General features: G+C 59.0%; 10 protein-coding genes. 4 read left to right on the top strand and 6 right to left on the bottom strand.

The window, feature by feature from the left end; translation table 11 throughout:
- Positions 1–15: 15 nt before the first annotated feature.
- Positions 16–939, bottom strand: coding sequence for a LysR substrate-binding domain-containing protein (locus tag ACW4YW_RS07045; RefSeq protein ID WP_457136923.1), 924 nt, complete (start codon positions 937–939; stop codon positions 16–18).
- Positions 940–1,071: 132 nt separating this feature from the next.
- On the opposite strand from ACW4YW_RS07045, the gene ACW4YW_RS07040 reads away from it, so the two are divergent.
- From ACW4YW_RS07040 to ACW4YW_RS07030, 3 genes are all read left to right on the top strand, one after another.
- On the top strand, positions 1,072–1,317 hold the full coding sequence (locus ACW4YW_RS07040; RefSeq protein WP_457136922.1) for a DUF2798 domain-containing protein: 246 nt from the start codon (positions 1,072–1,074) through the stop codon (positions 1,315–1,317).
- A 321-nt stretch (positions 1,318–1,638) separates the two neighbouring features.
- A complete protein-coding gene (locus tag ACW4YW_RS07035; RefSeq protein WP_457136921.1) occupies positions 1,639–2,121 on the top strand; it encodes an SRPBCC family protein in 483 nt (160 codons plus the stop codon).
- 169 nt (positions 2,122–2,290) lie between these two features.
- The gene (locus ACW4YW_RS07030) at positions 2,291–4,495 is read left to right on the top strand and encodes a glycoside hydrolase family 2 protein (protein WP_457136920.1); all 2,205 of its coding nucleotides are present in this window, start codon (positions 2,291–2,293) and stop codon (positions 4,493–4,495) included.
- Positions 4,496–4,531: 36 nt separating this feature from the next.
- Here ACW4YW_RS07030 and ACW4YW_RS07025 read toward each other — a convergent pair whose 3' ends face one another.
- Positions 4,532–6,070 carry a SulP family inorganic anion transporter gene (locus ACW4YW_RS07025; protein WP_457136919.1) on the bottom strand — a complete coding sequence of 513 codons (1,539 nt, stop codon included), beginning with the start codon at positions 6,068–6,070 and terminating at the stop codon, positions 4,532–4,534.
- A 251-nt stretch (positions 6,071–6,321) separates the two neighbouring features.
- On the opposite strand from ACW4YW_RS07025, the gene ACW4YW_RS07020 reads away from it, so the two are divergent.
- Positions 6,322–6,681 carry a hypothetical protein gene (locus ACW4YW_RS07020; RefSeq protein ID WP_457136918.1) on the top strand — a complete coding sequence of 120 codons (360 nt, stop codon included), beginning with the start codon at positions 6,322–6,324 and terminating at the stop codon, positions 6,679–6,681.
- Positions 6,682–6,756: 75 nt separating this feature from the next.
- Here the strand turns inward: ACW4YW_RS07020 and ACW4YW_RS07015 are convergent, their stop codons facing one another.
- The 4 genes from ACW4YW_RS07015 to gyrB all read right to left on the bottom strand — a co-directional run bounded on the left by ACW4YW_RS07015 (position 6,757) and on the right by gyrB (position 15,410).
- Positions 6,757–9,597, bottom strand: a complete 2,841-nt coding sequence (locus tag ACW4YW_RS07015) for an EAL domain-containing protein (protein ID WP_457136917.1) — start codon at positions 9,595–9,597, stop codon at positions 6,757–6,759.
- On the bottom strand, positions 9,594–10,037 hold the full coding sequence (locus ACW4YW_RS07010) for a response regulator (RefSeq protein WP_457136984.1): 444 nt from the start codon (positions 10,035–10,037) through the stop codon (positions 9,594–9,596). Before ACW4YW_RS07010 ends, ACW4YW_RS07015 begins: the two co-directional genes overlap by 4 nt.
- A gap of 2 nt (positions 10,038–10,039) precedes the next feature.
- Positions 10,040–12,808: a sensor histidine kinase gene (locus ACW4YW_RS07005; RefSeq protein ID WP_457136916.1), complete on the bottom strand. Its 2,769-nt coding sequence runs from the start codon at positions 12,806–12,808 to the stop codon at positions 10,040–10,042.
- Between the two features lie 205 nt (positions 12,809–13,013).
- On the bottom strand, positions 13,014–15,410 hold the full coding sequence (gyrB, locus tag ACW4YW_RS07000; protein WP_457136915.1) for a DNA topoisomerase (ATP-hydrolyzing) subunit B: 2,397 nt from the start codon (positions 15,408–15,410) through the stop codon (positions 13,014–13,016).
- Between the last annotated feature and the right edge of the window lie 2 nt (positions 15,411–15,412).

Below are 15,412 nucleotides of genomic sequence, written 5' to 3'. Positions count from 1 at the left end.
TCGATGCTGAGCCGGTCAGGCCTGCCATTGCGCCGGAATATGTGCCACGAGGAAGTCGATCAGCAGCCTGAGCTTGCCGGTGGCGGCCTGGCGATCACGGTAGCAGGCATAGAAATCCAGCGGCTCGATCTCGACGGCGGGCGCTTTTTCGCCGCCCGGCTCGAACAACGGTACCAAGCGGCCCTCCGCAATCAGGCGGTCGGCAACAAACGCCCCGATGCGCGCAATTCCGGCACCGGCTGCCGCCATGACCGCCAGGGAGTCGATATCGTTGCAAACCAGGGTATCGTTCAGCTTGGCCTCGAAACTCAGGCCATTCCTGGCAAACCGCCATCCCAGCAAACGTCCGTCAAAAGGCACGCGCAGCACCAGGCATTGGTGATGAAGCAACTCGTCCGGGTCATGCGGGGTGCCGTGCTGGGCGAGATATGCCGGGGAGGCGCAGAAACGCAACGGCACCCGCGCAATCCGCCGTGCCACCAGGCCGGGCTCCAGCTGCTGGGAGAACCGGATGCTGAGGTCGATCTCCTCGCGGATATGGTCGACGTAATGGTCCGCCAGCACCAGCTCGACCTTGAGCCTGGGATAGCGGATCGCAAACGCCGCCACCAGAGGGGCCAGCACGTTGCGCCCGAAGGCGGCGGAACAGGCAATCCGCAATTTTCCGCGCGGCTCGCCGCCAAGCGCATGCAGCTCCGCCTGGGCATGCGTAAGCTCCTCGATCACCGATTGCACGCGCTGGTAATAAAGCTGGCCGCTCTCGGTCAAGGCGAGGCTGCGCGTGGTCCTGACCAGCAAGCGCGTACCCAGCTGCTGTTCCAACCGGGCAATGTTCTGGCTGGCGGCCGCGGCTGAAATTCCCAGCCTTCTCGCTCCGCCGGCAATACTGCCTTCTTCCACGGCCTTGACGAAGCTGCTGATGCCTTTCAGGTTATCCACAAGATTGCCTTTTCCCTAGGTGATCGATTGTTAAGTTTAACTTGAAAATGAATTTAGGTTTTCACTACTACTGGCTTACGAACAACCCGGATAAAGTGACCGCCAATGACATCGCATCGGAGCAACAAACATATGAGATCCAACTTCAACCTCGGCCTGCCCAAGCGTTACACCTCTTTCGTATTTGCGTTTTTCATGTCCGGCATCATGGCCATGCTGATGTGCCTGGTCATCGTGGGCGCCAACAGCGGACTCGGCCCAGGCTATCTTGGAAGGGTGATGAAATCCTACGAGCTGGCCATGCCAGTGGCTTTTGTATGCGTATTGCTGGTCCGCCCCATCGTCGTGCGGCTGGTGGCAGTGACAGTCCGTTCTTGATTCATGAGTAATATTTCATCGCTCACTGGACACAGCTGCAATCCAAGCTAGCACTACTGACAATAAAGCCTGCAATTGCAGGCTTTTTGTTTGCATGAATCAAATCATTTCAATATTGCCAACGCAGGGTGAACAATACCTTACGCGGCTTTGCTGCGTTTTACTGTGTGCATTCACTTTCTCCGACAGCCTTATCGGAAGCTCGCCTATGCAGCGTAATCAGCACTGCCGTTACACTGAGCCTCAGGATATCTGCTGACGAAAGCCGATTTCAGCGGAACTGTTTAGCCTTGAAACCATCCATATTGATAGGAGGGCGTTATGCCAGTGATCGAGAAATCCATAGAAGTGAAGGTACCGGACCAAGTGGCCTACGACCAATGGACGCAATTCGAGGATTTTCCATTGTTCATGGAAGGCATCATCGAGGTCACCCAGTTGGACGACACCCATTTGCACTGGAAGGCTGAAATTGCCGGCCAGCGCAAGGAGTGGGATGCCGAAATCACCGAGCAGATTCCGGGCAAGCGTATTGCCTGGCACAGCATTTCAGGGGCGCGCAATGCCGGCGTCGTCACCTTCCACCATATCGACGCGTCCACTTCGCGCATCATGCTGCAAATGGATTACGACCCGGAAGGCTTGCTGGAGAATGCCGGTGACGCCCTTGGTGTGCTCAGCCACCGCGTGGCAGGCGATCTGGAACGCTTCAAGGGATTTATCGAGTCCCGCGGTGCGGCCACTGGCGCCTGGCGCGGCCAAGTCGACCAAGGCAGCCACAGCGCAACAACGCCACGACACTAGAATCACTCACGTTAGGAGGTTTTTCATGAAACTGTTACTCAAGACCCTGATTGCAGGTTATGTCGCTAAGAAGCTGACACATTACTATCTCAACCATAAAAAGCCGAAGACCATAGAAGCTTAACCCCAAGCCGGGCAATGCCCGGCTTGTTTTTTGTGAAATCCCGCCATGCGCCACCTTTCCCGCCTGCTCACATTGTCGATGCTATGCCTCACGCTTAATGCCTTGCCATCACATGCGCAAGAATCCAGCCAATCCCTGAACGGCAGCTGGCAATTCCAGCCTGTCGCCGACCCGGGCAATGTCACGCCTCAACTGCAGGCACCCGCGTACGGCTGGAATAAGATCAATGTCCCGGACAACTGGTATCGGCAAGGCCATGACATCAGCGGTTTTGCCTGGTATCAGACCCAGTTCAAGCTGAACGCGCAAAATGCCTCCCGGGTGGCCCACCTGGTATTCAACGGCGTGGACTACGCCGCCGACGTATGGCTGAACGGCCGCTACCTCGGACACCATACCGGCTATTTCCAGGCATTCGAATTCGACGTCACAGGACTGGTGAAGCCGGGCGAGAACCAGTTGCGCGTATTGGTGAACAGCCCCTTGGAAAAATCCGAGGATTGGTCCTTGCACAAACGCCTGGTGAAAGGCATCTTCAGCCATCACGATACCCGGCCCGGAGGCGCCTGGTCTGAGCGCGGGCAGGAAAAGAACACCGGCGGCATCTGGGCGCCGGTCGAATTGCAGTTTGCCGACCAGGCCGCAGTCCGCCAATTGCAGGCCACCCCCAGCAAGCAGGCAACGGAGGCAAAACCCCAGCATTGGGAGATCAAGACGGAGGCCGTGGTCCGCCAACATGTTTCACATGAAACACCCGTGACGGTGGAAGCCAGCATCAGCCCGGAGAACTTCAAGGGGCCGGCAGTGCATTTTTCTCAGCGGCAAACCCTGAAGCCTGGCGAAAACAGCCTCGACCTCAGCTACCCCTTGGACAATCCCGCCCTGTGGTGGCCCTACGAGCATGGCAAACCCAATCTGTACAAGCTGGAACTCAGCATCAAGGACCGATCGGGCAAGCTACTGGACCGGCAGCACCAGGTGTTCGGCGTGCGGGAAGTCAAAGCGGATGACAACCTGCAATGGTTCGTCAACGGCCGCCGCATGTTCCTCAGGGGCACCAATTATATCGCCAGCCAATGGCTGGCCGAGATGACGCCGGCGCGTTACCGGCAGGACCTGGACATGATGCAGGCGGCCCATATCAACGCCGTGCGCGTGCACGCCCATGTCACCGGGAAGGATTTCTACGAACTGTGCGACCGCATGGGCATATTGGTCACGCAGGATTTCCCGTTGTTGTGGGGGTATAGCGACGACCCGGCCTTTATCGCCGAGGCGCGCAGCCAGGCGAAAGACATGGTGCAATCGCTGCAGCGGCACCCATCCATCATTTCCTGGACCATGCACAACGAGCCGCCGTGGGACTCGCCCTGGATGGCGCAGAAATATCCCGACTACCAGCCAGACATCAACCGCAAGCTGGACGAATTGCTCTACGAAGATGCGCGCAAGCTGGATACGTTGCGCGTGGTGCGCAAGGAATCGGCCACCAAGGAGCATGAATGGATGGGCTGGTACTTCGACCATTGGCTCGCTTTCTCTCGCCCTGCCCCCACGCCCTGGAGCACGGAATTCGGCGCCCAGGCGCTGCCCAACCTCAAGGGCCTGAAACGCATGTTCAGCGAAGAGCTGCTTTGGCCCGATAGCGAGGCCAAATGGCGCGAGTGGGAATATCACAACTTCCAGCGCAAGGAGACGTTCGAGTTCGCCGGGGTGAAACAAGGCCGCAATATCGAGGAATTCATTGCCAACAGCCAGCATTACCAGGCGCGCTTGATCCAGTTCGCGGTGGAGAATTACCGCCGCCAGCGCTATAGCCCGGTCTCTGCGGTATTCCAGTTCATGTTCGTGGAAAACTGGCCCTCCATCAACTGGGGCATCGTCGATTACTGGCGCGATCCCAAGGCAGGCTACGAAGCATTGCGCACCGCCTACCAACCCGTGCTGCCGAGCCTAGAATGGAAGCAGGACGAGTACGAGGCGGGCGCGTCGCCCCAGGTCGGCCTATGGGCGATCAACGACACCTGGCGCGGCTTCGAGCACGCCAGCTATACGGTGACCTTGTACCGGGAGGGCAAGCAATTGGATACGCTCAAACTGCCGCTGGAAATGCTGCCTGATTCCGGCCATAAGTTGCGCGACTATCCGCTGCCGATGCTGGAGAAAGGACAATATGAGCTCAAGGCCGAGATCACCGGGCAGGATGGCAAATCCATGGGGCGAAACCAGTACCGTTTCAGCGTGAAGTAGCCTTGCAAAGGTATTAGCGCGAGCCACCTGGAAACGCTATCCCAGCTTGTCGTCCGCTACCGGATAATTTGGGTCTTCGAGTAGGTTGACCTCGACCAAGTCGCGCGCACGGCCGAGCAGGGCCCGGCAATCTGGGCTCAGGTGCTTGAGCGATAACTGCTTGCCCTGCTGGGCGTAACGCTCGGCCAAGGCATCGATCGCGGCCAGCGCCGAGTGGTCCACCACCTTGGCCTGCTTGAAATCCACTACGACCTGCACCGGATCGTCCTGCGGGCTGAACAGCGCCTGGAAATTGGCAATCGAGGCAAAGAACACGCTGCCCTTGAGCATGTAGACCTTGCGCCCTGCCTCGTCGACATAGGCGCTGGCCGAGACTTCCTTGGCATGCTCCCAGGCAAACACCAGCGCCGAGACGATCACGCCGACCAGCACCGCCACCGCCAGGTCGCTAACCACCGTGATGAACGCCACCAGGATGCCGACGAAGATATCCGCCTTGGGGACCCTGCCGAACAGCCGGAAGCTGCCCCACTCGAAGGTCTTGATCGCCATGACGAAAATCACCCCGATCAAGGCGGCCAGCGGGATCATCTCGATCCAGTGCGAGGCAAACAGGATGAACGACAGCAGGAACGCCGACATGGTAATGCCGGACAGGCGCTTCAGGCCGCCCGCGTTCATGTTGATCATGCTCTGCCCTATCATGGCGCAGCCGCCCATGCCGCCAAAGAACCCGGTCACCACGTTGGCGGCTCCTTGCGCCATGGATTCGCGGTTGGGCTGGCCGCGCGTATTGGTCATCTCGTCGATCAGGTTAAGCGTGAGCAAGGTCTCGATCAGGCTGATCGCGGCCAGGATCAAGGAGTAAGGGAACACGATCTTGAGAGTTTCCAGGCCGAGCGGCACTTGCGGCACATGCAAGCTAGGCAATCCGCCGGCGATTGAGCCCAAGTCCCCTACAGTCTTGGTTTCCAGCCCCATCGCCGCGACCGCTGCCGACACCACCACAATCGCGGCCAGCGCGGAAGGCACCATCCTCGTCACACGCGGCAGCAGGTAAATCACCAGCATCGTCAATGCTACCAATCCCAACATGGTGTATAACAAGGGCCCGCTCATCCATTGCACGCTGCCGTCCGCCGACGCCATCTTGAAATGGTTGAACTGGGCGAAGAATATCACCATGGCCAGGCCATTCACGAAACCGAGCATCACCGGGTACGGCACCATACGGATGTACTTGCCCATCTTCGCCGCCGCGAACAACATCTGCAGCACCCCCATGAGCACCACGGTCGCGAACAAGTATTCCACCCCGTGCTGCACCACCAGGGCCGTCATCACCACCGCCAGCGAACCCGCCGCGCCGGAAATCATGCCGGGGCGCCCGCCAAAGGCGGCGGTAATGAACGAGACTATAACCGCGGCATACAAACCGGTTAATGGCGAGACGTGGGCCACGAAGGCAAACGCGATCGTCTCCGGCACCATCGCCAGTGCCACGGTCAAGCCGCTCAATACATTGGTCTTGATCTGGGCAGGGTTCAGCCCCCTGGATACTGCATTCGACATCATATGCTCCTGTTTACTGCGCAATCGCACCCTTCATGCGCAGAATGGTTCAGCCATACACGACTCATGGGCGTGGAAATCCCGGTTAAATTATCGCTGAATCAATGGATTACATCGGTCTGATACAGTATGAAACGGATAACAACAGCATGTATTATTTCATCAATGGCAGATCGGACCAAATGATCATAGATAGGGTCCCATTAAATACGCTGGATATTTTTCAGCAACAACCGCGCTTAGGAGCATCCAGGATGGAAAACCAATGGAGTGTCTACAAAATCGCCCCGATCGACCACGGCTGGCATTACCTCAAGACTGTGAACGAAACTGCGCGCCTGCTGGGCGGCAACTGGGCTGAAGCAGAAGTCGACGGCTTGGTGGCGGACCAGCCTACAGTGGAAGCATTCCTCGCGGCGTACCGCTTTGCGCACGATGCCGCGATCGCCTATGGCTATGACGGCATCAACCGCCAAGAACCGGTGGTATTCTGGCTTCCCGATGCCACGGTGTTCAGCTACGGGTTTGTTTTCAAATCGGATATCGGCGGAGTCACCTACGTGGTCTCCCCCAATCCGCTGCCCTGGGTCAGTGCGCTGGCGCACAAGGAATAGGTAGGCAGCCCTTGAAGCTGCTGTGATGCGGATCGCCTGCGTGCAAAGATACCGGCAGGACACGAAGCCAACGTGTCAAAGCAGGCGTTTGCCCTCGCGCAGCATTGTCTCGAACTCCGCCGGATCCATGGGCTGGCTGAAGTAGAACCCCTGGATCTCGTCACAACGGTTCATGCGCAGGAAATTATAGTGCTGCTCCGTCTCCACGCCTTCGGCAATTACCTTGAAATTCAGGTTGTGGGCAAGCGAGATGACGGCGAGCACGATCGTTGCGTCTTCGGTTTCCGTCAGCATGTTGCGCACGAATGACTGGTCGATCTTCAGCGTATCCACGCGGAACTGCCTCAGGTAGCTCAGGCTGGAATACCCCGTACCGAAATCGTCTATCGACAGTTTCACCCCGATTGCCTGGAGCTGGTCGATGATGTGGATCACTTCCTCGATATCCTGGGCGATCACGCTCTCCGTCAGCTCGAGCTCCAGCCAGTCGGGCGGCAACCCTGTCTCCTCGAGCGTGCGCTTGACCCAGGAGACCATGTCCTGCTGCAGGAACTGGCGGACGGAAATGTTCACCGCAACGTGGATTGGCGGCATTCCCTCGTCCATCCAGCAGCGCGCCTGGGTACAGGCAGCCCGCAGCACCCAGTCGCCGATCGACACGATCAGGCCCGAATCTTCCGCAATCGGGATGAAATCGCTGGGAGAGACCGTTCCCAGTTCCGGATGGTGCCAGCGCAACAATGCTTCGCAGCCGATGATGCTGCCGTTTTCCAGGTTCACCTTGGGCTGGTAGACCAGCCGGAACTGCCCGGCCGCAGCCGCGCCCCGCAGCTTGGTCTCGATGTCGACGCGGCGCTGCGTATCCTCGCTCATCTCGTGCGTGAAGAACTGGTAGGTGTTGCGCCCCAGCTCCTTGGCACGGTACATCGCCATGTCCGCATTGTCGATCAGGACGTTTGCAGCCTCGCCGTCGTGCGGGAACATGCTCACGCCGACGCTGCCGGACAGGTAGATTTCGCGTCCCTCCACGACCACCGGGCTATCCAGGCTCTCGACGATCTTGCGCGCGACGATGTCGGCATCGGCCGGCTGGCGCAAGTCGGCAAGCAGGACCAGGAATTCGTCGCCGCCGAGGCGGGCCACGGTGTCTCCCTCGCGCACCAGCCCGCACAGGCGTTCGCCTGCGGCTTTCAATACCCTGTCCCCGAACAGGTGGCCGTAGCCGTCGTTGACCACCTTGAAACGGTCCAGGTCGAGATAGAGCAATGCGAGCATGCAATTGGTGCGGCGGGCATGCGCAATCGCTTTCCCTATGCCCTCCTGGATCAGGTTGCGGTTCGGCAGGCCGGTCAAGCCGTCGTACATGGCCAGGTAGCGGATGTGCTGCTCGGCCTGCCTGCGCTTGGTGACATCACGGTGAATCCAGATGCGCCCGTAGTAACGTCCTTCCTTGTCGAGCACGGGCGCGGAATAGCGGTCCAGGATGGTGCCGTCGATAAGCTCGAGCTCGTCATGGGCGGTTTCCTCGGGATGGTCGCGCAGCCAGAGCACCTTGGCGATGAACTTGGCTGGGGATGTGGTGCGCTGCGCGGCAAAATCGAGCGGCGGCTCGCTGCCCAGCTTGGCGGCCATATGCGGAGGTATCTTCCACAATTCGCGCATGCGCTGGTTTTCGATGACCATTTTCCCCTGCGTATTCACCACAATGATGCCGTCGGGAGAGCTTTCGACCTGAGCGTCGAACAGCGCGGTCTTTTCGCGCAGGCTTTCCTCCATGCGCTTGCGCTCGGAAATATCGCGGCTGATCCCCAGCAGCCCCAGCAATTCGCCGCCCGGGCCGTAGAAAGGCGCCTTGATGGTATCGAACATGCCGATGCGCCCCCCGCTGCCCGGAATTTCCTCCTCGGTGCGCTGCATTTGGCCCGAGGCAAACAGTTTCTGGTCCTCCTTGCGATAGTATTGGGCCCAATTGTCAGGCAACAGGTCGAAGTCGGTCATGCCGGTAAGCTTGGCTTCGGCGATGCCGAGATAATGCTCGAAGGCGCGGTTGCAGCCCCTGAAGGCGAAATCGGTGTCCTTGAAGAACACCAGGTCGGGGATGCTGTCGATCAGCGCGCGCAGCAAGGCGCGCTCGTGGCGGATGTTTTCCTCGCTGCTGCGCAAGGCTTCTTCCATCTGCTTGCGCTCGGTGATGTCATGGCCGACGCCAACGACTACGCCGTCGGCCTTGGAAAAGGCGGCCGACCAGAGCATGTGGACGACGTCGCCGGATTTGTGCAGGCAGCGTTTCTCGAAATTTTTCGAGTTCCTGCCTTGCAGCACTGCCTGAAACTCTTTCCTGATGCGCTCCAGGTCGTCCGGATGGGCGAGCTTGTCGAAATAATGGCCTTCCAGCTCTGCAGGATCGTAGCCCAGCATGCCTTTCGAGGCGCTGCTGACCTCCAGGAACCGGCCTTGCTGGTCGAATACGCAAATGAGGTCGGGCGAGCTGTCGAGTATGATGGTCTTCATGCGCTCGAGCCGGTGCCGCTGGCGCCTGATTTCAGCCGCGTCAAGCGCATGCTGGACCGCCGGGACCAGGCGGATCAGGTTCTGCTTGAGCAAGTAGTCTTCGGCCCCGTGCTTGATGGTCTGGACCGCGACATCCTCCCCTACCGTGCCGGAAACAATGATGGCGGGAATATCGCAGCCGGTTTCGCGCAGCACCCGCAATGTTCCCTCGGCATCGAACGACGGCAGGCAATAATCGCTCAACACGATGTCCCATTGCTTGTCGCACAACGCCTGGCGCAAGCCGGCCTCGGTCTCGACGCGCAAATGGCGCACCTCGAAACCGCCGCGATTCAAGGCTTCCAGGATGAGGAGTTCGTCGTCGTCGCTATCCTCGACCATGAGCACGCGCAAAGCCATCTTCATGGCCCCAGCCCCCGCGATGGCCTTTCGTTGAGGAGCAGCCAGTATAGGCCGAGCTGGCGCACGGCCTCGAGAAACTCGACAAAATTCACCGGCTTGCGCACATAGCTGTTGCAGCCAAGGCTATAGCTGCTGATCAGGTCCTGCTCCTCGCGCGAGGAGGTCAGGACCACGACCGGCAGGAATTTCGTGCGCTCGTCGCCGCGGATACGGCGCAATACTTCAAGCCCGTCCACCTTAGGCAGCTTGAGGTCGAGCAGAACGACGGCGGGATCGATGCTTCCGCCTTGGCCGTCAGGGCCGAACAACAGATCCAGCGCCTCCACGCCGTCCCGCGCCACGGTAATGGTATTGAAGATGTGGTTTTGCTCGAATGCAAGCAGCGTCAGCTCATCATCATCAGGGTTGTCCTCGACGAGAAGAATAGGCTTGTCGTTTTTGATGCTCATGATGCAGGTTGCCCCAAGGAAAAATGAAAAGTTGCGCCATTGCCGGGCTCGGCCTGAACCCAGATATCCCCGCCGTGGCGGCTGATGATGCGCTTTACGGTGGCAAGGCCGATGCCGGTGCCGGGAAACTCCGTCTCGCGGTGCAAGCGCTGGAAAGGACTGAAGAGCTTGCTCGCATAGCGCATGTCGAAACCGTCGCCATTGTCGCTAATGAAAAAGCCAGGCGTGCCGTCCTTCCCTTCCTCCGCAGCGAAGACGATACGGGCATCCAGGGTTTTGGCAGTGAATTTCCATGCATTGCCCAGCAGATTCTGCAGCATGATGCGCAACAGGTTGGTGTCGCCCTCGGCGCTCAATCCTGCTTCAATCATGGTTTCCACCTGGCGATCCGGGCTGCCGTCCTTCAGGTCGGCCACGATCTCGTTGGCAATCGCGCTCAAGTCGACGGCCTCGCGGCGCATTTCCTCGCGTGAAATCCGCGAAAGCTGCAGCAAATCGTCGATCAACGCTTCCATGCGGTGTGTGGCCGCCAGCACGCGTCCGAGGTAGTTCTTGGCCTTGTCGTCGAGATTGCCGCCGTGGTGCTGCACCAGGATTTCGGCAAACCCGGCAATGCCGCGCAGCGGCGCGCGCAGATCGTGCGAGACGGAATGGCAGAACGAATCCAGTTCCTGGTTGGAGGCGATGAGTTCCGCGGTGCGGTGGATAACGCGCCTTTCCAGCTCGGCGTTGAACGCCAGCAATTTGGCCTGGGCGAGCTTGCGCTCGGTAATGTCCTGCATGGCGCCGACCATGCGCATGCCGCGCCCGGCATCATCGCGCAACACATGGCCGCGGTCGAACAGCTCGGCATAGGTGCCGTCCTGGCGGCGGAAGCGGTATTCGTCCTTCCAGGTGTCCTCGGTTCCGTCGATGACCGCATGGATATGGGCCACAACGCGTCCATAATCCTCAGGATGAATGCGGGTTGTCCATGAAGCGATCGTGGGCTCGATATCCTGCTCGGCATAGCCGAACAAGGTCTGGAAGTTCTCGTTCCACCAGATATGGTCGGTAGCCAGATTCCAATCCCAGATCACATCGCCGGTAGCCTGCGCGGCGGCATGAAAGCGAGCCAGGCTGTCGCGCAAGGCCGCGTCGATCCGCTTGCGCTCTGAAATATCGCTGATGACCAGCGTATGAACCTCTGCGCCGTCCTGGGTGAAGATCACCGGCCGCAATTCCGCGTCGAATTCCCCCTGCCCTCCCATGAAACGGAAGGTGCCAGTGCCTTTGGTGGCCAGGATCGCCACCCAATCGGCAGGGCCTTCGGGAGCCAATACAATGTCGCTGACCGCCCGGCCAAGCACTTGAGCGTGCTCCAGGCCAAACAGGCGTTCCGCGGCGGCATTCCACTCCAGCACCTTCAACTGGCGATCGAGGCTGAAGATCGCAGCGGAAGTAAAATCAAAAATGGCCCCCTTGAGCGCGAGCGAAGCCAGCTGCTGCTCCTTGGCGAGCACTTGCTGGCCGATCGCCACCGTCATGCGATCGAGCGCATCGCTCAGGCGCTGGGTCTCGCGGAACTCTCCCGCCGTGGCGGCGCTGCCCATCACCGGCATGTCCAGCTTGTTCTCCTCGATGCGAACCACACGCTGTTCGAGCTCGGCAAGCGGCCTGCCAAAGCGTCGTGACATGCGTGCCAGGGCCAGCAGCAAACCAGCCGCGATGAGCAACCCTATGCCGAGCAGCTGGTACAACTGGTTGCGCAGTGCAGCCTCAATGAAAGGTGCAGGCCGCGAGGCAACGACCAGCCATGAAAGGCCCCCCTGCAGATCGATGCGCCGGGCGGCGACCCATTGGCGTTTACCCGCCAGCTCCATTTGTTTCACGAAGATATTGCCGGAAAAATCCGTCAAGAAGGCAAGTTCTGCAGTGACAGGCAGCGGTACTCGCCCGGCTTCCGGTCCGCCGATCAAACGAGGCGTCTCGTCCAATTCCATCACTTGCAGCTGGATACGGTGGTCCGCAGCCAGAGATCCGAGGAAACGGTTCAATGCCGGCATATCGAAGTCGGTATCGATCACGCTGACCAGTTGCCCTGAACCATCCCTGATCGCCTTGACGTAACTGAACCCCCAGAGCGGCTCATTGCCCGAGAAATACCCTATCCATTCATATGCCGGTATCCAGGTGCCGCCATGTGGCTTGTTCAACGCCGCCTGGTAGAACGGCCGCACTCGCGGGTCATAACCGTCGGCGGGATAGGTTTTGTGCAGGGCGAAGCCCTTTTGAGTCAGGGAGAAGCTGCGTATCACGGCGTCATTGGAACGCGTGCCGGGAAAACTCTTGAACTGGATGGCGCCATCGGCTGTTCGCTCCAGGGCTGCGTACTCCCCCATTTCCGGCAGGGCGATGCCCAGGTAGCTCAATTCCGGCCGCTGCTCGAACGCAGCCAATGAACTCTCCAATATGGGTTGTATCGTAGCCCCGCTCACCTCCGAGGCTCGCGATATGCGTTCGACGGACTCCACTGTCATTTCCGCGGCGCGGATTAGAAGCTGTAGACGGCTTACCGCCAGGTTGAGCGTTTCGCTGATTTCCTGCCGCGCTTCCTTCTCGGTGCTGACAATGGCCTGCCAAACCATCGCGCCGAGCAGGACCGAGCCAAGCACTATCACCAGGCCGACGACATTGGAAATTAGGGAATAGGTAAATGAGGGTGCCGGCTGATCCTGGACACTCCGCGCGTGGAACACGCTCCGGATGTCTCGGCCGTTTGCCATCTCAGCTAATCCGGCTCAACTCAAGGCTTGGACCAATGCGCTAGCCGACTTGTGCCGGAGTCCGGTGGAATGTGATACCCCATTATGCTGACCATGCTGCATCCTCCCCAGGATAGTAAATAGTAAAATTACACTACCTCAGCAATAGTATTCCAAGATGCAGCCTTTGGGTAGGTTCTCGGAAATAGCGAAAACCTACCAGGTATTAGACGTCCAAGTTGCTGACGCCTAATGCATTTCCTTCGATAAAGGCTCTTCTCGGCTCCACTTGGTCGCCCATCAAGGTGGTGAAGATTTCATCCGCGGCAATCGCGTCGTCGATCTGCACCTTGAGCAAGCGGCGTACGGTAGGATCCATGGTGGTTTCCCACAGCTGTTCCGGGTTCATCTCGCCCAGGCCTTTATAGCGCTGGATGTTGAGCCCGTGCTTGGCTTCGCCCATGAGCCAGTCGAGGGCCGCCTTGAAGCTGCCGACCGGTTGTTGTTTTTCGCCGCGCTTGATGATGGCGCCCTCACCCACCAGGCCTTGCAAGGTCAGGGAGGTCGAGAGGATTTGCTGGTAGTCGCCACTGTTGATGAAATCGCTGTCGATCACGCTGGCTTGCAGGTTGCCGTGAACGTACTTGTTGATTTCCAGGCGGTAGTCGCCGTTTTCCTGGTTTTGCGTGACCAGCACTTCGCTGCCGGTATGGCCCAGCAACGGCCGGAGTTTGGCGGCGGTGGCCTCGGCCTGGGCTTCGCTATCCAGTTCAAGCTTGCCCAGGTTGAGCAATGCGCGCAGGATGCTCTCGTCATAGAGCGGGCTCAGGCGGCGGATAATGGCTTCGGTCAGCACCATCTGCTTGGCAATCGCCGCCAACGCTTCGCCGCTGATGGTTTCGCCATCGGTTTGCTTGAGCAGCTCGGCACCCTTGAGCGCGGATTGCAGCAAATACTGGTCCATTTCCTGCTCGTCTTTGAGGTAGCGCTCGTCGCGGCCCTGCTTCACCTTGTACAAAGGCGGCTGGGCGATATAGACGTGGCCGCGTTCGACCAGTTCGCCCATCTGGCGGTAGAAGAAGGTCAGCAGCAAGGTACGGATGTGCGCGCCGTCGACGTCCGCATCGGTCATGATGATGATGCGGTGGTAGCGCAGTTTTTCCGCGCTGAAATCGGTCTTGCCGATACCGGTGCCCAATGCGGTGATCAGGGTGGCGATTTCCTGCGAGGACAGGAGCTTGTCGAAACGCGCTTTTTCCACGTTCAGGATCTTGCCCTTCAATGGCAGGATGGCCTGGAACTTGCGGTCGCGGCCTTGCTTGGCGGAACCGCCCGCGGAATCGCCCTCGACAAGATAAAGTTCACACAGCGAAGGGTCTTTTTCCTGGCAGTCCGCAAGTTTTCCCGGCAAGCCCATGGTATCCATGGCGCCCTTGCGGCGCGTCATTTCACGCGCCTTGCGCGCAGCATCGCGTGCGCGGGCAGCCTCGATGATCTTGTTGCAGATGATCTTGGCTTCGTTCGGGTTCTCCAGCAGGAATTCCGCCAGCTTGGCGGCGACCACTTCCTGCACCACAGGCTGCACTTCGCTCGAAACCAGCTTGTCTTTGGTCTGCGAGGAGAACTTCGGCTCGGGAACCTTCACGGACAGCACGCAGGTCAGGCCTTCGCGCATGTCATCGCCGCTGGTGTCGATCTTGGCTTTTTTCGCCAGTTCGTTCTGCTCGATATAGCTATTGAGAGTACGCGTCATCGCCGTACGCAGGCCGGTTAGGTGGGTGCCGCCGTCACGTTGCGGAATATTGTTGGTAAAGCACTGCACGCTTTCGCTGTAGGAGTCGTTCCACTGCATGGAGACTTCCACGGTCATGCCGTCTTTTTCGCCCGTAGCAAAGAATGGCTTGGGATGCAGCACGGTCTTGCTGCGGTTCATGTATTCGACAAAGCCCTTCACCCCGCCGGAATGGGCGAAGTTTTCCGATTTGCCGTTGCGCTGGTCGACCAGCTCGATCTTGACGCCGTTGTTGAGGAAGGAAAGCTCGCGGATGCGCTTGGCAAGGATTTCAAAGTGGAATTCCACATTGGTGAAAGTTTCTGTGGAAGCGAGGAAATGCACTTCGGTTCCCGTACGCTCGGTAGTGCCCGTTACGGCCAGCGGGGCTACTGGCACACCACGGCGGAATTCCATCTGGTGCACTTCGCCGTTGCTGCAAATGCGCAGTTTGAGCCAATCCGAAAGCGCGTTGACCACGGAAACGCCCACACCATGCAGACCGCCGGAAACTTTGTAGGAATTCTGGTCGAACTTGCCGCCCGCATGCAGTTCCGTCATGACGATCTCGGCGGCGGAGCGCTTGGGCTCGTGCTTGTCGTCTTTCTTGATGCCGGTGGGAATGCCGCGACCGTTGTCGGAAACGCTAATGGAATTGTCGGGATGAATAATGACCTTGATGTCGTCACAGTGGCCCGCGAGGGCTTCGTCAATCGCGTTATCCAGCACCTCGAATACCATGTGGTGCAAGCCGCTGCCATCGGAAGTGTCACCGATGTACATGCCAGGGCGTTTGCGAACTGCGTCTAGGCCTTCGAGGATTTTAATACTGTCGGAATTGTAATCAGTCATAG

This window comes from Methylobacillus pratensis, assembly GCF_054072455.1.
Note: the sequence above shows the minus strand (reverse complement) of the source record. Positions and strands in the feature narration are given on the sequence as shown.